26 protein-coding genes are annotated in these 19,404 nt (G+C 63.3%); 16 read left to right on the top strand and 10 right to left on the bottom strand.

The genetic code is table 11. The annotated features are described in order from the left end of the window. Nucleotides 1-308 precede the first annotated feature (308 nt). Complete coding sequence (locus NKJ72_RS01545) at nucleotides 309-1,931, top strand: ABC-F family ATP-binding cassette domain-containing protein (protein WP_352475534.1); 1,623 nt, start codon at nucleotides 309-311, stop codon at nucleotides 1,929-1,931. A 50-nt stretch (nucleotides 1,932-1,981) separates the two neighbouring features. Here NKJ72_RS01545 and NKJ72_RS01540 read toward each other — a convergent pair whose 3' ends face one another. Next, nucleotides 1,982-2,413, bottom strand: coding sequence for an SAM-dependent methyltransferase (locus NKJ72_RS01540; protein ID WP_352475533.1), 432 nt, complete (start codon nucleotides 2,411-2,413; stop codon nucleotides 1,982-1,984). Nucleotides 2,414-2,914: 501 nt separating this feature from the next. Between NKJ72_RS01540 and NKJ72_RS01535 the strand changes: the two genes are divergently transcribed. Both NKJ72_RS01535 and NKJ72_RS01530 read left to right on the top strand, forming a co-directional pair. Beyond that, nucleotides 2,915-4,054, top strand: a complete 1,140-nt coding sequence (locus NKJ72_RS01535) for a KamA family radical SAM protein (protein ID WP_352475730.1) — start codon at nucleotides 2,915-2,917, stop codon at nucleotides 4,052-4,054. Nucleotides 4,055-4,207: 153 nt separating this feature from the next. Continuing rightward, entirely contained in the window at nucleotides 4,208-4,459 is a 252-nt protein-coding gene (locus NKJ72_RS01530; protein WP_352475532.1) for an exopolysaccharide production repressor protein, read from the top strand. A 299-nt stretch (nucleotides 4,460-4,758) separates the two neighbouring features. Here the strand turns inward: NKJ72_RS01530 and yghU are convergent, their stop codons facing one another. Then, complete coding sequence (yghU, locus tag NKJ72_RS01525) at nucleotides 4,759-5,646, bottom strand: glutathione-dependent disulfide-bond oxidoreductase (protein ID WP_352475531.1); 888 nt, start codon at nucleotides 5,644-5,646, stop codon at nucleotides 4,759-4,761. Nucleotides 5,647-5,898: 252 nt separating this feature from the next. Between yghU and NKJ72_RS01520 the strand changes: the two genes are divergently transcribed. Then, nucleotides 5,899-6,804 carry a S1C family serine protease gene (locus tag NKJ72_RS01520; protein WP_254819635.1) on the top strand — a complete coding sequence of 302 codons (906 nt, stop codon included), beginning with the start codon at nucleotides 5,899-5,901 and terminating at the stop codon, nucleotides 6,802-6,804. 15 nt (nucleotides 6,805-6,819) lie between these two features. Here the strand turns inward: NKJ72_RS01520 and NKJ72_RS01515 are convergent, their stop codons facing one another. From NKJ72_RS01515 to NKJ72_RS01495, 5 genes are all read right to left on the bottom strand, one after another. After that, nucleotides 6,820-7,431 (bottom strand): hypothetical protein, encoded by a 612-nt coding sequence (locus NKJ72_RS01515; RefSeq protein ID WP_352475530.1) that lies wholly within the window; start codon nucleotides 7,429-7,431, stop codon nucleotides 6,820-6,822. Nucleotides 7,432-7,475: 44 nt separating this feature from the next. After that, a complete protein-coding gene (locus tag NKJ72_RS01510) occupies nucleotides 7,476-7,658 on the bottom strand; it encodes a hypothetical protein (protein WP_245274654.1) in 183 nt (60 codons plus the stop codon). Nucleotides 7,659-7,881: 223 nt separating this feature from the next. Continuing rightward, the gene (locus NKJ72_RS01505; RefSeq protein WP_023675702.1) at nucleotides 7,882-8,064 is read right to left on the bottom strand and encodes a DUF3606 domain-containing protein; all 183 of its coding nucleotides are present in this window, start codon (nucleotides 8,062-8,064) and stop codon (nucleotides 7,882-7,884) included. 11 nt (nucleotides 8,065-8,075) lie between these two features. Continuing rightward, entirely contained in the window at nucleotides 8,076-8,384 is a 309-nt protein-coding gene (locus tag NKJ72_RS01500; RefSeq protein ID WP_352475529.1) for a hypothetical protein, read from the bottom strand. Then, a complete protein-coding gene (locus NKJ72_RS01495) occupies nucleotides 8,381-8,749 on the bottom strand; it encodes a hypothetical protein (RefSeq protein ID WP_352475528.1) in 369 nt (122 codons plus the stop codon). The genes NKJ72_RS01500 and NKJ72_RS01495 overlap by 4 nt, the downstream gene beginning before the upstream one ends. An 8-nt stretch (nucleotides 8,750-8,757) precedes the next feature. Between NKJ72_RS01495 and NKJ72_RS01490 the strand changes: the two genes are divergently transcribed. Together NKJ72_RS01490 and NKJ72_RS01485 are read left to right on the top strand one after the other, a co-directional pair. Then, nucleotides 8,758-8,928, top strand: coding sequence for a hypothetical protein (locus NKJ72_RS01490; RefSeq protein WP_352475527.1), 171 nt, complete (start codon nucleotides 8,758-8,760; stop codon nucleotides 8,926-8,928). A gap of 122 nt (nucleotides 8,929-9,050) precedes the next feature. Beyond that, nucleotides 9,051-10,010 (top strand): prohibitin family protein, encoded by a 960-nt coding sequence (locus tag NKJ72_RS01485; protein WP_352475526.1) that lies wholly within the window; start codon nucleotides 9,051-9,053, stop codon nucleotides 10,008-10,010. A gap of 60 nt (nucleotides 10,011-10,070) precedes the next feature. On the opposite strand, the gene NKJ72_RS01480 is transcribed toward NKJ72_RS01485, so the two are convergent. After that, nucleotides 10,071-10,637 carry an RBBP9/YdeN family alpha/beta hydrolase gene (locus NKJ72_RS01480; protein WP_352475525.1) on the bottom strand — a complete coding sequence of 189 codons (567 nt, stop codon included), beginning with the start codon at nucleotides 10,635-10,637 and terminating at the stop codon, nucleotides 10,071-10,073. A gap of 109 nt (nucleotides 10,638-10,746) precedes the next feature. Here NKJ72_RS01480 and NKJ72_RS01475 point away from each other — a divergent pair, with 109 nt between their 5' ends. Continuing rightward, entirely contained in the window at nucleotides 10,747-11,220 is a 474-nt protein-coding gene (locus NKJ72_RS01475; RefSeq protein ID WP_352475729.1) for an Lrp/AsnC family transcriptional regulator, read from the top strand. A 5-nt stretch (nucleotides 11,221-11,225) separates the two neighbouring features. On the opposite strand, the gene NKJ72_RS01470 is transcribed toward NKJ72_RS01475, so the two are convergent. Further along, complete coding sequence (locus NKJ72_RS01470) at nucleotides 11,226-11,702, bottom strand: Lrp/AsnC family transcriptional regulator (protein WP_254819628.1); 477 nt, start codon at nucleotides 11,700-11,702, stop codon at nucleotides 11,226-11,228. A gap of 156 nt (nucleotides 11,703-11,858) precedes the next feature. On the opposite strand from NKJ72_RS01470, the gene NKJ72_RS01465 reads away from it, so the two are divergent. Further along, nucleotides 11,859-12,611: a tryptophan 2,3-dioxygenase family protein gene (locus NKJ72_RS01465; RefSeq protein ID WP_352475524.1), complete on the top strand. Its 753-nt coding sequence runs from the start codon at nucleotides 11,859-11,861 to the stop codon at nucleotides 12,609-12,611. A 263-nt stretch (nucleotides 12,612-12,874) separates the two neighbouring features. After that, nucleotides 12,875-13,306 carry a DoxX family protein gene (locus NKJ72_RS01460; RefSeq protein ID WP_352475523.1) on the top strand — a complete coding sequence of 144 codons (432 nt, stop codon included), beginning with the start codon at nucleotides 12,875-12,877 and terminating at the stop codon, nucleotides 13,304-13,306. 39 nt (nucleotides 13,307-13,345) lie between these two features. On the opposite strand, the gene NKJ72_RS01455 is transcribed toward NKJ72_RS01460, so the two are convergent. Next, complete coding sequence (locus NKJ72_RS01455) at nucleotides 13,346-13,651, bottom strand: hypothetical protein (protein WP_023675713.1); 306 nt, start codon at nucleotides 13,649-13,651, stop codon at nucleotides 13,346-13,348. 658 nt (nucleotides 13,652-14,309) lie between these two features. Here NKJ72_RS01455 and NKJ72_RS01450 point away from each other — a divergent pair. The 7 genes from NKJ72_RS01450 (at nucleotide 14,310) to NKJ72_RS01420 (ending at nucleotide 19,246) form a co-directional block, all read left to right on the top strand. Then, nucleotides 14,310-14,588: a hypothetical protein gene (locus NKJ72_RS01450; protein WP_352475522.1), complete on the top strand. Its 279-nt coding sequence runs from the start codon at nucleotides 14,310-14,312 to the stop codon at nucleotides 14,586-14,588. Continuing rightward, nucleotides 14,551-14,958 (top strand): hypothetical protein, encoded by a 408-nt coding sequence (locus NKJ72_RS01445; protein ID WP_352475521.1) that lies wholly within the window; start codon nucleotides 14,551-14,553, stop codon nucleotides 14,956-14,958. The genes NKJ72_RS01450 and NKJ72_RS01445 overlap by 38 nt, the downstream gene beginning before the upstream one ends. 3 nt (nucleotides 14,959-14,961) lie before the next feature. Then, complete coding sequence (locus tag NKJ72_RS01440; protein WP_352475520.1) at nucleotides 14,962-15,360, top strand: hypothetical protein; 399 nt, start codon at nucleotides 14,962-14,964, stop codon at nucleotides 15,358-15,360. 79 nt (nucleotides 15,361-15,439) lie between these two features. Then, nucleotides 15,440-15,991 carry a terminase large subunit domain-containing protein gene (locus NKJ72_RS01435; RefSeq protein WP_254819621.1) on the top strand — a complete coding sequence of 184 codons (552 nt, stop codon included), beginning with the start codon at nucleotides 15,440-15,442 and terminating at the stop codon, nucleotides 15,989-15,991. A 277-nt stretch (nucleotides 15,992-16,268) separates the two neighbouring features. Further along, nucleotides 16,269-17,024: a phage terminase large subunit family protein gene (locus tag NKJ72_RS01430; RefSeq protein WP_352475519.1), complete on the top strand. Its 756-nt coding sequence runs from the start codon at nucleotides 16,269-16,271 to the stop codon at nucleotides 17,022-17,024. Next, complete coding sequence (locus tag NKJ72_RS01425; protein ID WP_352475518.1) at nucleotides 17,021-17,614, top strand: hypothetical protein; 594 nt, start codon at nucleotides 17,021-17,023, stop codon at nucleotides 17,612-17,614. The genes NKJ72_RS01430 and NKJ72_RS01425 overlap by 4 nt, the downstream gene beginning before the upstream one ends. 468 nt (nucleotides 17,615-18,082) lie before the next feature. Beyond that, nucleotides 18,083-19,246: an acyltransferase family protein gene (locus tag NKJ72_RS01420; RefSeq protein WP_352475517.1), complete on the top strand. Its 1,164-nt coding sequence runs from the start codon at nucleotides 18,083-18,085 to the stop codon at nucleotides 19,244-19,246. The last annotated feature ends 158 nt before the right edge of the window (nucleotides 19,247-19,404 follow it).

The raw sequence follows: 19,404 nt of genomic DNA, 5'->3' as shown, positions 1-19,404 counted from the left end.
CGGGCTGACACAGTGGAGTTTCACAAGGCCCACCGAACAGGCGTATCCCGCCATAACCTGCAATCGCCTCAGCAGGGACCGGCAGGGCAGTTTGTACCAAACACGGACTATGCGATGCGAAGCGGGTCGCCGGGCATGCGATGGGCTCTTTGCCGAGTTCCAGCAGCTGGACGAGCGATTCCGGCGGGCGATGCAACGATAGGGTTCAGACAATTTGGCGCGGGGCGCCTCACCACTTGCGGGCTTCCGCCGGCGCGGCCTATCGCGTATTGGCGCGGGAACTCTCCTTTGGCCTTTCCTGGAAAACCATGATTCGTCTCGAAAGCATCAGCAAGCAGAACGGCCGGCAGATCGTCTTCATCGAAGCCTCCGCCGCGTTGCAGAAGGGCGAGAAGGTCGGGCTGGTCGGGCCTAACGGCGCCGGCAAGACAACGCTGTTTCGCATGATCAACGGCGAGGAGCAGCCTGACGAGGGCCAGGTCTCGGTCGATCGCGGCGTCACCATCGGCTATTTCAGCCAGGATGTCGGCGACATGTCCGGCCGCAGCGCCGTTGCCGAAGTGATGGACGGCGCCGGGCCGGTGAGCGAAGTGGCGGCCGAGATGCGTGAGCTCGAGCACGCGATGGGCGACCCCGATCGCGCCGGTGAAATGGACGAGATCATCGCCCGTTACGGCGAGGCACAGCACCGCTTCGAGGAGCTCGACGGTTACGCGCTGGATGGGCGCGCTCGCGAGGTGCTGGACGGCCTTGGCTTCAGCCAGGAGATGATGGACGGCGACGTCGGCAAGCTGTCCGGCGGCTGGAAAATGCGGGTGGCACTGGCCAGGATCCTTTTGATGCGGCCCGACGCCATGCTGCTCGACGAGCCGAGCAACCATCTCGACCTCGAAAGCCTGATCTGGCTGGAGCAGTTCCTGAAGAACTACGACGGCGCGCTGCTGATGACCTCGCATGACCGCGAGTTCATGAACCGCATCGTCAACAAGGTGGTCGAGATCGACGGCGGCTCGCTGACCGCTTACTCCGGCAACTACGAATTCTACCAGCAGCAGCGGGCGATCGCCGACCGGCAGCAGCAGGCGCAGTTCGAGCGCCAGCAGGCGATGCTGGCCAAGGAGATCGCCTTCATCGAGCGCTTCAAGGCGCGTGCCTCGCATGCCGCCCAGGTGCAGAGCCGGGTGAAGAAGCTGGACAAGATCGACCGGGTCGAGCCGCCCAAGCGCCGCCAGAAGGTATCGTTCGACTTCCAGTCGGCGCCGCGCTGCGGCGAGGACGTGGTGACGCTGAAGAACGTGCACAAGGGCTATGGCAGCCGCTCGATCTATGAGGGATTGGATTTTCAGGTGCGCCGCCGCGAGCGCTGGTGCGTGATGGGCATCAACGGCGCCGGCAAGTCGACGCTGTTAAAGCTGGTCGCCGGCGCTTCCGAGCCGGACAATGGCACGGTGGCGCGCGGCCCTAGCGTCAAGATGGGCTATTTCGCCCAGCACGCCATGGAAGTGCTGGAGGGCGAGCGCACCGTGTTCCAGACGCTGGAAGATGCATTTCCGCAGGCCGGCCAGGCGCCGCTCAGGGCACTGGCCGGCTGCTTCGGCTTTTCCGGCGACGAGATCGAGAAGAAGTGCCGCGTGCTGTCGGGCGGCGAGAAGGCGCGGCTGGTGATGGCGCTGATGCTGTTCGATCCGCCCAATTTGCTGGTGCTGGACGAGCCGACCAACCACCTCGACATCGCCACCAAGGAAATGCTGATCACAGCACTGTCGCAGTACGAGGGAACCATGCTGTTCGTCTCCCATGACCGCCATTTCCTGGCGGCGCTGTCGAACCGGGTGCTGGAACTGACGCCCGAGGGCATCCACACCTATGGCGGCGGCTATACCGAATATGTCGAGCGCACCGGGCAGGAGGCGCCGGGGTTGCGGAGCTGAGGCGCGCACCCAGCTCTGCCGCTCGATTCCGGAGGCTAAGCACGAGCTGTTCAGCCGTGTATCGCAATTTCGCGCAGCGGATCGCCGCCATCGATGAACAGCCGGCCTTGCGCGGTCAACGCGGCGCCGAGCCGTCGCAGGGCAATTTTTCCTGCTTCGGGATGACGCCCGTCCAGCGCGCCGACGCGCACCGCAACGGCAATGTCGAAGTGCTTCTCGTCGGCCTCCAACTCGAAATCCTCGATGGCGACCTGGCGAAGGCTCAGCCGGCCTGCCGCAATCTCGGCGCGCGAAGCGGCCCCGGCCTGCGCGATGGCCTTGGCCGAGCGGTCGATCGCCAGCACGTGCCCGCCGCCGATCCGGCGCGCGATCTCGCGCGCTGCAGCACCCGGTCCGCAGCCGATCTCCAGCACTCGCATGCCCTGCCGCAAGGGCAGCGCATTGACGATCGCCAAAAGCCTTGGCGACAAGTCGATCGCCATACGCTCTTCTCCAGCTTTTTCGCAATCCGAGATTAGCGACCGCGGCCGCCGACGGGAAGGCCGAGAGACGCGGGCATCGCCGATGTGTTCAGCTGGTATGTTCAGTTGGGTGCTGCTTGAGCAGGGGGCATGATCGACACGAAGAGGTCCGGTCTCCCGCGGGCGACCAGGCGGACCCCGAGCGGCCCGGCGTCGTTGACCTGAGGGGTAGGGAGGGACTGGCGCCGAGCCTAACCGGTTGGGGGGTAGATCACCGGCCGTTTATGTGTATACGCTCAAGCTAATATGAGCGCAAGCTAATGTTGTGCCTCAGCGAGGTTGGACGATTGTGCCGATCAGTGGCCGGTTGTGGCTTCCTGCCGCGCCCTCCAACCCGGCCAACACCGCTTATTGCCTTCAAGTCCTGGCTCCATTGCTGTACCCCGGCCGAAATTCAAGGAGCCTGCAATGACCTCACATCCCGACATCCCCGACGCCAGCATGGCGGTCGATGGGGCCGGCATGACAGCCGATGACCGGCGCGCTCGCGAGGCGGATGCCGCATGGCGGGACGATGTTCGCGAGGGCGTGCGGCATGTAGGCGATCTGGATTCGCTGCCGCTGTCGCCAGCCGAGCGGGCGGCGGCCGAAGCTGCGGCCACGCGCCACAAGGTTCGCATCCCCAAGGCCTATCTCGACCTGATCGACTGGAACGACCCCGCCGATCCGATACGGCTTCAGGTCATCCCGTCGCCCGACGAACTGGCAGAGCAGGAGGGCGAGCTCGACGACCCGATCGCCGACCACGCCTTCAGTCCGGTGCCGAGATTGACGCATCGCCATGCCGACCGGGTTTTGCTGTTCCCGACCTATCAATGCGCAGTCTATTGCCGGTTCTGCTTTCGCAAGGAGCAGCTGACCTCGATTGGCCGCGGCTATACGCGCGAAGCTCTCGACGAAGCCTTCGCCTATATCGCGGCCCATCCGCAAATCCGCGAGGTGATCCTGACCGGCGGCGACCCGCTATCGCTGCCGGACAGGGCGCTGGCGGAAATCCACGCCCGAGTCGAGGCGATCCAGCACGTGCGGCTGTTGCGCATCCACACTCGCGTACCCGTCGCGCTGCCGTCGCGCGTCACCGGCCGGTTGGTTCAAGCCTTGCAGGGCCGGCTGATGGTCACTGTCGTCACCCATTTCAACCATCCACGCGAAATCACGGAGGCGACCGAGCGGGCCTGCCGTACTTTAAGGCAGGGCGGCTTCGTGCTGCTCAACCAGAGCGTTCTGCTGAAAGGCGTGAACGATACGGTCGAGGTGTTGGAAGAGCTGTGCCGCGAGCTGATGTATCGCCTTGGCGTCAAACCCTATTACCTGCACCACGGCGACCTCGTGCCCGGCATGGCGCACCGGCGCACCACGATCGCCGAGGGCCAGGCGCTGGTCAGCGCCTTGCGTGCGCGCCTGTCCGGCATCTGCAATCCCGTCTACGTGCTGGACCTGCCGGACGGCGGAGGGAAAGTCCCGCTCGGCCAGTCCTATCTCGAGGCGTGCGAAGGGGAGACGTGGCGAATACGTGGGCTTGATGGGGTTGTGAGGGGGTATGGAGAGCTGGTCGGGGAGGAGGGACGCGCAGCCGCCGTCCAAGCCAGCCCACCTTGGTGACCTGACACGCAGCCCTTGATCACGGAAGCATGCGTTAACTGCTGTTCTATTTGGTGGTTGCGCAATTGCCAAAATAGTGAAAACGTTGGTCCGGGGTAATGGGTTAGGGGAGTTCGTCCCGGCTGTTGCGAGTTACGGGGCGGCGCAAAAGTCATGAACTTTCCACGGTTCCTGGTGGGGCTGACCACCATATCGTCCATCGTGGCGATCTCGACTTACCTTGCGACGGGTTCAATCTGGAAGACGCTGGCCTGGACGATCTTGACCTTGATCGTCATGCAGGTTGGATATTTCCTGTTCGTCGTCCGGTTGATCTACGGATCCGGGGCGAAAGGCGCGGAGGTAAAGCCGCGGCGTCTGAGGGCTGTGCCGCCAAACCGTCGAGGTCGCGTTCAGCTTATGTAGTAATGTCCCATATAGATATCATGGTCTAGACAGGACATGTTCGGTTCTGGGAATGTGCATTGGACGTTCCGCTAGTTTAGTCAACTAATATATATCGCCCAACTCATATCGTCGTTTTTGAGCTAGCGGGAAAACCTGCCTGCTGCTTGTACGACCGTGCCCAACGCCACATTTTACAACCGGCTGGCAAGCTCCCTTTTGTTGATGCCAGCTTGGATGGCGGCGGTAGAGACGGGCCTGAGCAGTCGGCCGAAGCTGCCGATCTCCCCTACAAGGCGAGAGATCGGCGCGTCGTCGGCTTAGCTTTTGGCCGCCGCGAGCTTGTCTTGCGTCTTGGTCTCGAAATCGCTGGCATCATGGCGCTCGTGCAGCTGCATCGAAGGCTCGCCGAAGGTGCGGTTGACCATGCGGCCGCGCTTGACCGCCGGCCGCGCGTCGATGGCGTCGGCCCAACGCTGCACGTTCTTGTACTGCTCCACCTGCAGGAACTCGCCGGAATCGTCATACATGCGGCCCTTGGCCAGCCCGCCATACCAGGGCCACACCGCAATGTCGGCAATCGTATAGTCGCTACCGCCTAAATACTCGCTTTCGGCGAGGCGTCGGTCGAGCACGTCCATCTGCCGCTTGGTTTCCATGGCGAAGCGGTCGATGGCATATTCGATCTTCGTTGGCGCATAGACATAGAAATGGCCGAAGCCGCCACCGAGATAGGGCGCCGAGCCCACCTGCCAGAATAGCCATGACAGGGTCTCGGCGCGGGCCGGCTGCTCCGTCGGCAGGAATTCGCCGAATTTTTCGGCGAGGTAGAGCAGGATCGAGCCGGATTCGAAGATGCGGACCGGCTTTTTCCCACTGCGATCCATCATGGCCGGGATCTTCGAGTTCGGGTTGACCTCGACGAAGCCGCTGCCGAACTGGTCGCCGTCGTTGATGCTGATAAGCCAGGCGTCGTATTCGGCGCCGCTGTGGCCGAGCGCCAGAAGTTCCTCCAGCATGATCGTCACCTTGACGCCGTTCGGTGTCGCCAGCGAATAAAGCTGCAGCGGATGCTTGCCGACCGGCAGTTTCTTGTCATGCGTCGGGCCGGCGATCGGCCGATTGATGCTGGCGAAAGCGCCGCCATTTGCCTTGTTCCAGGTCCAGACTTTTGGCGGCGTGTATTGGTCCGTTGCGTAGTCGTTCATTTGGCAGGCCTTTGGAAGGGTTGGGTTGGGAGGATATCGGATATCAACGTGGGTAATGGCGGAGGAACTTTGCATAGGGCAGCTTGGGATAGCCGTAGGTACAGATAGGGCTGCCGGCGCTGTTGCAAAACCCCGGCGCGAACGGCGCGGCGCCGGTCCACGCCAAAGCCGGCGCCACACCCTCTTGCGCCTGATCACCTGCGCCATACCTATAGCCCATATAAGCCTGCGAACATTGCCGGGAACCACAGCATGAATATCGAACCCCTTTTGCGATCCATCGTGGCCGTCCGCGCCACCGTGCCGGAGGACGCCTTCACGGCAAATACACTTGGCACCCGCCGCGAGGGCAGTGGCGTGGTCATCCGCGGCGACGGGCTGGTACTCACCATCGGCTATCTCATCACCGAGGCCGAGGAGGTCTGGCTGGCCGACCAGGACGGGCGCGTGGTTCCCGCCCATGCGCTCGCCTACGACCAGGAGTCGGGCTTCGGCCTGGTGCAGGCGCTGGCGCCGCTTGGACTGCCCGCCATTGCGCTCGGCGACGCGTCCAGGGCGAAGATCGGCGATCCCGTCGTGCTCTCCGACGGCGTCGGCCGCTCCGTGCGGGCGCGAATCGTCACCAAGCAGGAATTCGCCGGCTATTGGGAATATCTGCTCGACGAGGCGATCTTCACGGCGCCGGCTCACCCCTCATGGGGCGGCGCCGGCCTCATCGGCGCGGATGGAAGGCTGCTCGGCATCGGTTCGCTGCGCCTGCAGATGAGCCGCAACGGCGAGGTCGCCGACATCAACATGGTGGTGCCGATCGATCTTCTGCCACCCATCCTCGACGATCTGCTGACGCGCGGGCAGGTCGCCAAGCCGCCGCGGCCGTGGCTCGGCGCCTTCTCGGCCGAGAGCGACGGCAAGGTCGTGGTGATGAGCGTCGCCGAAGGCGGTCCAGCCGCCCAGGCGGGCCTTCGCCAGGGCGATGTCATCTCGGATGTCCGCGACACGGCGGTCGATGGGCTTGCCGATTTTTATCGCAAGCTTTGGAACAGCGGCCCGGCGGGCGCCGAGATCCCGCTCCGGGTGCTGCGCGACGGCCGCGAAACCTGGCTGCGCGTCAAGTCCGCCGATCGCAACAGTCTGCTGTGGAAGCCGCCGCTGCAGTGAGGCAACCGAAACCAATCACTCTCCGCAAGCGCTGAAGCCAGTGCCCGGAGTCCATTCCGCAAATGGGATGACCTTGCCTTCGACCGATACGGTCGCTTGCCTGGTGCTGCCGTCCGCCAGCTTCTTGCTGCTTTTGCCCTTGCCGGTCAGCACATTGTAGTCGCAGTCGCCGGCAACATTGTCGTCCATGTAATCCCAATATTCGTAGGCAAAACCGGCGACGACGAACGTGCCGTTGCGCCAGGCGAGCGTCAGCGTCTTGTTGGTCCGCTCGCTGCCGATCTCCATCGCCGGAACATAGAGCTTGATCGAGCCGTTGGGGAGCGCGGTGAGTTCGGGCTCGGTGTCGGATGTGGCGGGGCCCGGCCGCTCGTAATCCTTCCATTCACCGTAAATCTGTTCATGCACGACCCCGGCAGGTCTGAGAAAATTGCCGTCGCGGTCCCTGAGGAACAAATGCAGATCCATGGGATGGCCGGGCTCGGTCTCGACGATCATCGCCAGATCGGCGGCACCGTCGCCGTTCCAATCGCCGGTCGCCGCGGTGATGATCTTCTGCGTCTCGATCGGTTCTGCCAGTGCGGCGGCCGGCAGCAGCAGGACCAGACCGAATATTGTCGATCGCATGTAAAATCCTCTTCGCCTGGGCAGGCCTGAGACGCACGCGCTTCTCAGGAGGCCCGGCTCTGCCGCGTCTCGGAACGGCTCGTCTCGTTGAGCAGCCGGCAGAGCGAAACCGCTTCACGACGGCTCAGGCCGATCAGCGCGATTTCCGAAAATTGCGCCGGCAGATCGTGAACGATGTCCCACACCATCCAACGGCCGTTCGGCTCCATGACACATTCGTAGCGCAATAATTGTTCCTGCATCCGACCCCCGGCTTTGCTCACCGGACTGGTACAGCGTCGAGGTAAATGAGTTGTTGCGCCGCGAGAGTATTCCGCAGCTGTCAAAACCAGGCGTTGAATCCCCACACGGGCGAACCCGACAGGTCACGGCTGGCGGTGCCAATACTCTCGACAAGGCGGCAGGGCAGGGACGCTTCCGGCGTGAACGGCGGCCGCCGCCAGAGTTGGATCAGGCGTTGCGGCTCGCCATATGCGCGTCGAGCTTCCTCCTCGAAGGGCCGTAACGCTTGATGATGGTCGCGGCCTCGCTTTGCGGTATGCCGTATTTGCGGGCAAAGGCAGCGACCTCGTATGGCTCTTCGCCGGAAACCAGTTTGCGATCCTGCTTGGTCTTGGATTTGTCGTCGGCCATGGCGTCCTCCATCACATCTGGTCGTTATAGGGCTGCTTGGTCCGGCCGACCATCCTTGCCAGTTCGGCAAAGGACGGTACGCCGGTTTCCCCCTGGGCATTGTTGGCCGCCTGCAGCAGCCTGAGCGGAAAACAGACGGCGTCGCGGTTGGATGGCGACATGTCTTCATAGAGACGCTCGTCGCTGGTCATCGCCGCCTCGGCCCGGCGCAACGCCATGTCGACCTCGTCGACCGACAGCAGGCCCTTGTGGACCAGCGCATTGTTGACGGCCGCGATCGCCATCATCAATCCTTCGAGCTGGAGATTGGCGACGTTCATCGTTTTGCGTCCTCGCCGGGCTTGTTGGGGCTGGCCTTGTCGTCTGGCCGGATCACTGCGCGCGGCGGGTTCCGGCCCTCCGAATGCCGGGTCTTGTCGTCGAAATCGTCAGCCGGCCTGGTCAATCCCATGCCGCCGGGGGGCGGCTTGTTGCCGGCCGCATCCTGCGAAAATTGGTCGGCCGCGTCGGGGCTCGTCTTTGCCGGATATTTCCTCGCTCCGGTCTCGTAGCGGTTCGGGTCGTCGGCCATGTCCTGTGCTCCCGTTGCAATGAGCAGATAACTTTCATGCGGCGGCAGCGGTTCCGTGGCGAAATCGACGTTGCCGGTGCGCAAGCCGTCGCAATCCGTCGGGTTTTCGTGCATCCTTGTGCATGCCAACGATGCTTCGCTCCGACGCGCCGGCAAAATGCTGCTCCTACTGCGGTGGGCGCGACCACGACTACGAGGATTGCCCGAAGCGCAAAAGCGATGCCGAACGGCAGAAGGAGACGCCAGGCAGCGCGTACCAGCCCGCTGCCGCGGCTGCAGGGGAAATCCGCTAGCCAGCCTGAACCACCCCGCCGGTCCGCCAGGCCGGCGCGAAGATCCTTCCATGTCGAGAGGATTGCAATGCCGCCGCTATTGTGGGCAAAAGCAGCACGGGCAATCGGGTTGGGGTGGGGTAATGACCGAAACGCAAGGCAATTCAGGCCGTCCGCAGGGCAAGCCGGGGACGGCATCGGGGTCGATCGGTTCCGGCCTGGTCGCACTCCTCCTCGTGGCGCTCGGCATCTTTGCGCTGTTTGGATCCTGGTACACGATCGACCAGGGCGACCGCGGCGTGCTCTTGACCAACGGGGCGCTGAGTTCGGTCGTCGATCCCGGACTGCATTTCAAGCTGCCGTGGTTACAGCGCGTCGAGAAGATCAGCCTGCGCCAGCAGGTGCTCAAATGGGGCTGCGAGAACCAGAACGATTGCAGCGGCCTGCCGGCCATGCAGGCCTATTCGCGCGACCAGCAGCCGGCCGACATGCGCGTCACCGTCAACTTCCACGTGCCGGCCGCCGAAGTCAGCAACGTCTACACCAATTACGGATCGATCGCGGCACTGGCCGACCGTGTCATTGCCAGGAAAGCACCGCAGGAGATCAAGACCGTGTTCGGCCAGTACGACGCGGTGTCGGTTATCCAAAACCGGGCGAAGTTCAACAAGGACGTCGCCGACGCCATCGCGGCGGTCACCGACGGCCCGGTGATGATAGACAGCGTGCAGGTCGAGAACATCGACTTCTCCGACGCCTACGAGCAGGCGGTCGAAGCCAGGATGACGGCGCAGGTCGAGGTGCAGAAGCAGGAACAGAACCTGCAGCAGGAAAAGATCAAGGCCGATATCGCCGTCACCCAGGCCAAGGGCCGCGCCGACAGCGTCAAGGCCGAAGCCGAGGCCAGCGCCTACAAGACCAGGGTCGAAGGCGATGCGACCGCGGGCGCCATCAAGGCTCGCGCCGCCGCAATCGCCAACAATCCGCTGCTGGTCGAACTGACCAAGGCGGAGAGATGGAACGGCGAATTGCCGAAGTCGATGATCCCGGGTTCGACAGTGCCGTTCCTGGAGCTCAGCACGCCTGCCGCAGCATCGAACTGAGGCGCGGCGCCGCGGCGCAAACCAGATCAGGACGGCGGCGCGGTAGCCGTCCCATTGCGGTCACGGCTGAAGCACGGCGCCTCGGGCGATTGCTTGCGTTCGCCCGAGAAAAGCCGTCAGCAGCTCCATTCCCACCGGCCAGTCGCCGAGCCCGCTGTCGCCATTGATGTGGCCAAGCGGCCCGGCGACATGGAGATCGCTGCCCCAGCGCTCGGATTTCGCCCTGACATAGTCCAGCGAGCCGTAGGGATCGTTGGTGCTGGCGACAATCAGCGACGGAAAGCGAAGCCGTTGTTGCGGCGCGTTGGCGAAGGCCCGGGCGGAGGAGGGGAAGGCCGGCGACGCAGGGTCCGGAACGGCGACCAGCAACGCGCCGCCGATAGAGCGGGGGGAGATCCGCTGCCAGTGTACGACCAGCAGACAGCCGAGGCTATGGGCGACGAGCACCGGCGGTGTCCATGCCTGGCATACAGCGGTTTCCAGTGCTGCCACCCAGTCGTCGAAATCCGGCGCATCCCAACTCGCCGGACTGAACCGCCGCATCGCCGGGCTTGCCTGCTGCCAATGCGTCTGCCAATGGGCTTTGCCCGATCCGCCGATGCCCGGCACAATGATGAAATCGGTCATGCGAAACCCTTCTTTCCTGATGCCGCGCGCAATTCTAGGTCTTCTCCTGGGCAGCGGAATGAGAGATCATCGGAAAGCAGCGACGAAATCCGATGGATTAAAGGTGATCATGCGGAATGGCGATTATCGGCCAAGGCTCGATCCCACCGATCTGGCGATCATTGAGATCATGCAGGAGGATGGCCGCATCGGCATCTCCGAGCTTGGCCGCCGCGTCGGACTGTCCCAGCCCGCCACCTCGGAACGGGTGAAGTGGCTGGAGGAGCGCGGGGTCATCACCGGCTACAAGGCGGTGATCAATTCGGCAGCGCTCGGGCTCGGCACCATGGCGGTCATCCGCCTGCGCACCACGCATGAGCATATCCAGGTCTGCCTGAAGAAGTTCGCCCAATTGCCGGAGGTGGTCGAGGTGCTGCGGGTGACCGGTGAGGATTGTTTTCTGGTCAAGGTCGTGGTCCCGTCACCGCCCGACCTTGAAAGCATCGTCGACAGCATCGGCCGGTACGGCACGGTGACGACAAATGTGGTTCTGCGTGCCGAGCAACCGAAGCGGCTAGGCCGCGAACTGATGACCAGGGCCTGACCGGTCTATCGCTTGGTCTGTGTATGCCCGACGGCATTGGCGAACGAGATGCCGCCCTTGATCTCGCGCATCGCCATCGAGGTGATCGTGCGCCGCACGCCGGGCAGCCGGCTAAGCTCCTCGCGCAGCATCCTGTCGAGCGCCATCATGTCGACGGTGACGATCTGCAGGAGATAGTCGGCCTCGCCAGTCGTGGCGTGGCAGCGGCGGATCAGCGGATGCTGTTTGACCGCCGCCTCGAAGGCGTCCGACAGTTCGAAATCGATCGACACCTGGATGAAGGCTTCGATGCCGAAGCCGAGCTTGGCCGGGTCGATCCGGGTCGAGTAGCCGCGGATGACGCCGGCATCCTCCAGCGCCTTGACCCGCTTCCAGCACGGCGTCTTGCTCAAGCCGACCTCGTCGGCGAGCGCGGCAAAGGAGGTGCGGGCATCGCGTTCGAGCGCCGCGACGATCTTCCGGTCGACCGCATCCAGCATCATTTGTTCTTCCTGTCTGCTTCAGAAGCAGCTTTCGTCCTTCATTTCTCGCCAATCGAATAACAGAAAGGGACAATGTTCGGCAAGAAAGCGATTAGACTCGGGGACCGGGATCCAACAAACGCCTGCGGCCCAACGGCCGCGGCAAGGAGCATGGCCATGGACAAGCAGGACTATTATGCCCGCATCGAAACGCCTGAGATGCGCGACTATGGCGTCTACCTCAAATGCGACAGGCTGCTGGCCTGCCAGAAGCCGCTGGCCGAGATGGTCAATGCCGACGAGCTGCAGTTCCAGATCGTGCACCAGGTCGAGGAGCTGTGGATGAAGCTCATCGCCTACACGCTGGTCGACGTCGTTGATTTCCTGGAAAAGCAGGACACGCATCGCATCGTCACGCTGATGGGACGCGTGCACCGGCTGATGCGGCTGATGACGGCGCAGCTCGACCTGCTCGAAACCATGTCGCCCAAGGAGTACCAGCAGATCCGGCTGCAGCTCGGCAATGGCAGCGGTCAGGAATCGCCGGGTTTCAAGCAGCTGTTGCGTCTGCCGCCGGATCTGTGGCGGGCCTTCAAGACGTCATACCTCGACGGCCGCGGCCTCTCGGTCGAGGATGTCTACGATACCGGCTACGATCACGGCGACAGCTATGTCGTTGCCGAAGCGCTGGTCGAGTTCGACGAGCTGTTCCAGAAATTCCGCGCCAACCACCTCTATCTCATCCACCGCACGATCGGCCTCGGCGCGAAATCGCTGAAGGGCAGGCCGGTCGAATTGCTGGAGGCCGGCGCCCGCCACCGCTTCTTCCCGGAACTCTGGGACATACGCTGGGCGATGACCGACCGCTGGGGCAGCCAGTATGGAACGGTACGGGAGCCGATTAGCAAGCCGAAGGTGAGTTTAGGGTAGTTCCAGGCTCGGGTTCCTCGCCTCGCGGCGGAGAGAGGGCCGCAAAGCGGCCGGAGAGGGGCCTTTCTTTGCCGGCGCAGTCCCCTCTCCGTCGCGGCTTCGCCGCGCCACCTCTCCCCCATGAATAGGGGCGAGGAAACCTGGTCTTGCGAGGCCTTCTCCCCGCGCACTTGTCTCCTGCAGGTTTTTCGGGGGATGATGTCGGGCTTGCGGCTGGTGGTGCGTCCTTGGGGCACAACCATCGTAACTCTTGGGAGGACGTCGTGACCTTGGAAACCGCTCAATCAACCGTCCAGTCGCCGTGGCAGACCGCGGCAATCCTTATCGCCCGCCTGATCTTCGCAGCCGTCTTCCTGATGGCCGTGATCTTCAAGTTCGTCGATATCGGCGCCACCGCCGGCTATATCGCGGCGGCCGGGTTTCCATTCCCGCTCTTCCTGGCCTGGTGCGCAGCCCTGTTTGAGGTCGTCCTCGTTCTATGCTTCCTGACTGGCGCCTTCTTCTCATGGGCAGCACTCGTCGCCGGCGCCTATGTGCTGTTCCTGGGCTTCGCCTTCCACGGGCCGTCGCACTGGGCCGGCAACCAGGCGGAGTTCGGCTTCTTCGTCGATCACTTCACCTTCCTGGCCGGGCTGCTGTTTGCCGCCGTGCATGGGCCGGGCCGCGTCCTGGCGCTGAGGCTTGGCAGGGGGTGATGCCAAAGCTTGCTGCGGCGGTCATCCTTGGTCGCGGCGTCACATCTGGTCGTTGTAAGGTTCTTTGATCTGACCAACCATGCGCGCCAGTTTCGAGAAGGACGGCATGTCCGTCTCCGGCTGACATTGATTGGCCAGCTCCAGCAGTCGGATCGGGAAGTTGACGGCGTCGCGGCTCGACGCCGACATGCCCTCGGACCTTTCCTCGTTGGTCTCGCTGGCTTCGGCCTTGCGCAATGCGATATCTATCTCCTCGACGGAGAGCACGCCCTTGCGGACCAGGACCTGATTGATCGATGCGATGGCCATAAGCAGGCCTTCGAGTTGCAGATTGGCGACGTTCATGATTTTTGCTCCCATTGGCTAGGGGTCAAACGCGCGAATGCCTGTTCTGATCCGGACGGTGGCGTCTCGCCGGACATTCCAGTGTGCTTCGCCAATCGGCTACTCTGCGTTTTTTCGCGTCTCAGGTGAATTTTGTTCTTGCTTTGTGCCGGCAGCTATGCTACTAATCTGGGTATGGTGCTAACTGGCTCCAACGACCCGCCCGCCGAGGCGGGTTTTTTGTTTCAGGCTCCCTTTCGACCAAACGTTACGTGATCTGCCGGCTGTGAAGTGGGCGGACGCAGCGAGGCGCTGGAACTGCCGATCTCCCCACTAGAGGGGGAGATGTCCGGCAGGACAGGGGGGCGCGAATGAACACCACCTTGGCGACCGTTTTTTGCGCACCACCTCGCGGCGGGCAAAGGAAATCGCATTTTTCTGCCGCTGTGCCACATTTTGTTCTTGCTTTGTGCCGGCAGCTATGCTACTGATTTGGGTATGGTGCTAATTGGCTCCAACGACCCCGTCCGCCGAGGCGGGTTTTTTGTTTCAGGCCTCTTCGTGCCAGTAAGTTCCCCTACCTAGGTGGCGTGGAAAGCATAGAAGCGATAAGCCAGACAATTCCGACCAAAACCAAGACAGAGACTCGAAACCAACCGAGCAAGCCATGCTTGCGTAGATGATCCTCGACTTTTCTGGGCGGTTCGAAAAAACCTATCTTTGGCCGGTCGACGAAGCAAAGTTTGACCCGGTCCAGCAAGCTCAATTCGGTCTTTTTGTCCAACTCTACCTCGCAACTGGCGCCATTCCTCAAGGCATCAGTTCGCCGCGCTGTGGCGATCATCTCGCGTCAGGTCCAGAATCGCAAGCCGCCTATTATCCGCAAATTCCATCACGCGCCCACTTCAGAGAACATCCCTATGTCCAACCGTTACGCCACCATCATTACCGACGATGACGGCCGCGAGGTCGTCAGCGCTATTGGCGAGTTCGCTGGCGCCGCACCCTATGCACGGCATGGCCGCTTCGAGCAGGTTGTCGTCGGCGTGCGGATCGGCATGGTGCGCGGCGGCCCCGGCGACGCGGTCGGCGGTTTCGGCTTCCCGTTGGGAGCACTCGACGGCAAGGCGGCGGCAATCCTAAGGGCAAGGCTGAATGCGTTGCCCGACGCCAGTACGGTGGGGCCCGGCACGACGACCGATGCGAAATCGGCAAGCCAGCCGCCGAAGCCGAAGTCGGCGCGCGCCGGCAAGAAAGCGAAGCCGCGCAAGCGCATCGTGCGGCCAGGCAACAAGAAGCCGGCGATCTCCGCCGGGACGGCGGAGTAGGGCATGGCCAAAGCTCCTTCCGCCGGCGATCCGCAGCCGCACGATCGAGCACCCGGCAAGCAGACCAGGCGGGCGAAGAAGACGCTGGCCGACGGCTTTCTCGAAGCGATCCGCGCCGATTTCCGCGCCCATGGCGCCGGCGTCATCGCCGAGGTGCGCGCCGAAAAGCCCGACCAGTATCTGAAGCTCGTGCTGTCGGTGCTGCCCAAGGATCTTAGTGTCAACATCAACAATCTGGATGCATTGAGCGATGACGAAATCAGGCAGCGCATCCGCGGCCTCGAAGCCGTCCTTAGGCCGTTCCTCGAGAAGCCGGGCCTCGAAAAAGGCCTCGCACAGCCGGGCGGCAAGGAAGGAATATCTCAGCCTGCTGGCGGAGCTGGACCGGAGGCGCCGCACTAACCAGCTTGCCGCCTATCGGCCCTATCCCCGACAGGCCGAATTCCACGCCGCCGGCGCGACCAATCGCGAACGCCTGTTCATGGCCGGCAACCAGCTCGGCAAGACCAGGGCCGGCGGCGCCGAGTGGGCGATGCACCTCACCGGCCGCTATCCCGACTGGTGGCAAGGCAAGGTTTTCGATTGTCCGGTTCGGATGTGGGCGGCCGGCGTCACCGGCGAAAGCACGCGCGACAACCCGCAGCGTATCCTGATCGGCCCGCCGCAGCAGCAGGCGGCGTGGGGCACCGGTATGATCCCGGCCGACGCGATCCTCAGCACGATGGCGGGGCGGGCGCCGGGCGCGCTCGACAGCGTCGTGGTGGCCTGGGGCGGCGGTGGCGACGTGCAGGCCGGCGAATCCGTGCTGTCGTTCAAGAGTTACGAGAAGGGCCGCGAGAAGTGGCAGGGCGAGACGCTGCACGGCGTCTGGTTCGACGAGGAGCCGCCGCTCGACATCTATTCCGAAGGGCTGACCCGCACCAACGCCACCGGCGGCATCACCATCGTCACCTTCACGCCGCTGCTCGGCATGTCGGACGTGGTGCTGCTGTTTTTGTCCGCGGAGCAGGTGGGAGGGATGGGGAGGGGATGACAGGGCTGCGAAATCGCGCAACTCGCGTTCCTTCGCGCCCCCCTCTGTCCTGCCGGACATCTCCCCCTCTAGTGGGGAGATTGGATGTCGCATTGGCTTTCGCCAATCTCCAATGCTTGCGGATAAGCGAGACGCTGAAGCTGCCATCTCCCCCCTTGAGGGGGAGATGTCCGGCAGGACAGAGGGGGGCGCTGTCCCGCCATCATGAAAACATCTTACCGAACAGCAGCATACGTCCCACCTCCCACCATGATTCAATGCCGCGAGGGTGAAAACAATGACCCGTCACGTCACCTTCATGACCATCGACGATGCCGAGCATTATACGCCGCAGCAGCGCGCCGAGATCGTTGCCGCCTATCCGGCGCATGAGCGCGAGGCGCGGGCCAAGGGCATTCCGGTGCTCGGCTCCGGCCGCATCTTTCCGGTGGCCGAGGAGCTGATCGCCTGCGAGCCGTTCCGGCTGCCGCGCTACTGGCCGCGGCTCGGCGCGCTCGATTTCGGTTGGGACCATCCCTCGGCCGCGGTCGAGCTTGCCTGGGATACGGAAGCCGATGTCGTCTATGTCACGAAGGCCTGCCGTGCCTCGCAGCAGACTCCCGCCATGCAGGCGCTGACGCTGAAACCGTGGGGCGATTGGTTGGCATGGGCATGGCCGCGCGACGGCCGTCGCGAGACGCTGGAGGGTGCGGGCACCGCGCTTGCGAAGCAATATTCCGCGCATGGGCTGAACATGCTCGCCAGCCATGCGCAGTTCGCCGACGGTTCCGTATCGGTCGAGGCCGGGCTGATGGACATGCTCGACCGCATGCAATCCGGCCGCTTCAAGGTGTTTTCGACGCTTCTGCCCTGGTTCGAGGAGTTCCGGCTCTATCACCGCAGGGACGGCCAGGTGGTGAAGCTGCGCGACGATCTGATGGCCGCGACCCGTTATGGCGTGATGATGCTGCGGGAGGCGGTCGTCGATCCGGCGGTATTCAAGGCGGCGCGGCGGAAGGCCGGGCAGGCCGATCCGCTGGGGTTGTTCAGGTGACCCTCCGCATCATTCCCGCCACGTTGCGCGACCTCTCCTACATCGCCGCCAATCTGCGCCCCGAAGACCGGGCCGAGATCGACTGTCAGCTCGACCATTGGTCGCCGGCTTTGCTGGCACTGACAGCGCTGCAGGGCTTTGCCTATGTCGCCGAACTCGACGGAAATCCGGAGGCCGGCTTTGGTGCTGCCGAGCAGCGCAGCGGGCTGTGGATCGCCTGGAGCTGGGGCACGCGCCGCATGAGGCGCTGCGTGCCTGCGATTACGGAGTTCTTTCACGCGGTGCTCGGGCCGGAAGTTGCCGCGCGCGGCGCTTGGCGGGTCGAGGCCCGCGCCTTGGCCGCCAATCAATTGGCGCTGCGCTGGCTTGCACGGCTGGGCGCGACGCAACGCTGCCGCCTGCCGGGCTATGGCCGGAACGGCGAGGACTTTCTGCTCTACGACTGGACAAGAAGCTCTCATTTCGGAGAAAACCATGTGCCTTTTTCAAAAGCCGCCGGCGCTGAAGCCGTTGCCGCCGACACCGACCATTGCCGACAAGGACGTGCAGGCGCGCGAAGCCGCGTTGCGGGCTCAGCTTGCGGCCAATGATGGCACTGCAGGAACCGTGAAGACCGATTTGTCGCCCGGCGATCTGACCGGCCAGCGCCGCGTGCTGCTGGGGGTTTGACATGGGCGCCATGAGACGAGTGTTCCGCAACCGGGTGCTGGCCTGGTGGTACTGGCGCCGGCACGCAAGGTTGGTAAAGAAGCGGTGAAGCTGCCGATCTCCCCCACTCGTGGGGGAGATGCCCGGCAGGGCAGAGGGGGCGCTACCCCACCGGCCTTGGTGATCAATTTGCATTGCCGCTATCGGCTCATTCCGGTGGGAACGAAACTGAGCTTGGCGTTCCTTCGCGCCCCTCTCTGGCCTGCCGGCCATCTCCCCCACGAGTGGGGAGATCGGCAGCTTCCGCATTTTCCGTAACAGCCGAGCGCAATTCGTGTTCCTTCGGCACGGTTGACATTCCTTCCTCAGCAGCCATGCTGCAATGCAACATGGCTATCGAGGAGTCCGGCATGACAGAAGCCCGGTCATCGCGCATCGAGTGCCTGGACGGGCTTCGGGCGCTCGCCGCGATCTGGGTGCTCATCGGACACTGCCTGCTGTTGACCGGCTGGCATATTGCTATTCTCGGCGAGCCGGATCTCGGCGTCGACCTCTTCATCATGCTGTCCGGCTTCCTGATGGTGTTCCACTACCAGCTGCGCCAGGACAAGGAGCCCTGGCAAAGGCCGGAAACCTGGCTGAAGTTCTGGACCCGCCGCTATTTCAGGATTGCGCCGCTGTTCTACGTCATGCTGTTCGCTGCCCTGGCGCTTGGCCCCTATCTCTACCAGTCCAGGATGGTCATCGACGAGTTCCTGCTGCGGTCGCCGCAGGCGCCCGAGCGTTATCTCGACAGCGGCTTGAAAAACATCGGCGCCCATCTGCTGTTCCTGTTCGGCCTGGTGCCGGATTTCGCTTATCGCACGCCGCTGCCCGACTGGAGCCTTGGCTTGGAGATGCAATTCTATGCAGTGTTCCCGGCGATTATGCTGTTGGTCCGCAGGCTTGACTGGGTATGGAGCGCCATTCTGGTCGCGGCGACCGGCAGCGCGATCGTGTTCTTGATGGGACAATTGTCGGTGCATTTTCCGATGCCGTCGTTCCTGCCGCTGAAGATGCAGATTTTCCTCTGCGGGATGCTGCTGGCGGGCGTCGTCCATCAAAGGCAAAAGCGGCCTTTCGTGTATCTGACATTGGCTATGCTGCTGGCCGCGCTGCCGTTCGGCGGCGGCTATGGGCTGAGCAAGCTTTTGATGCGGGAAGCGCTCGTTGTGGGTTTCTTTGCGCTGGTTCTCTACCGGATGCTGCCCGGAATGATGGGCACCGTTGCCAGAAAGATCGCCATGACGCTCGCCAACAGGTTCTTTCATCTGATGGGTGAGCTTTCCTTCAGCATCTATTTGATCCATCTGCTGGTTCTCCAGCCGGCGGCGGCTCTGGTCATCACCCAGTTCGGCCACGAATTGTCGGCGCCGCTGCGCTTCGCGATCGTTGTTGTCGTCGTCTTGCCGGTGGTGTGCCTGCTGTCCTGGATCACCTATACGCTGATCGAAGTGCCTGGCCAGAAGATGGGACGTTTCGTGGTGCAGCGCTTTGGGCGCAAAGCCGCGCTGGAGACGACGCCGGCGGAATAAGGCGCTTCCAATCTCCCCCTTGAGGGGGAGATGTCGCCGAAGGCGACAGAGGGGGTCGCCGATCCACGCGAGACGCCCCCCTCTGTCCTGCCGGACATCTCCTCCACGAGGGGGGAGATCGGCGGCTTCGGCGTCCCGCCGTTTTCTTTTTCAATCAA

Source organism: Mesorhizobium sp. M0045 (genome assembly GCF_040323385.1).
Classification (GTDB): Bacteria; Pseudomonadota; Alphaproteobacteria; order Rhizobiales; family Rhizobiaceae; genus Mesorhizobium.
Note: the sequence above shows the minus strand (reverse complement) of the source record. Positions and strands in the feature narration are given on the sequence as shown.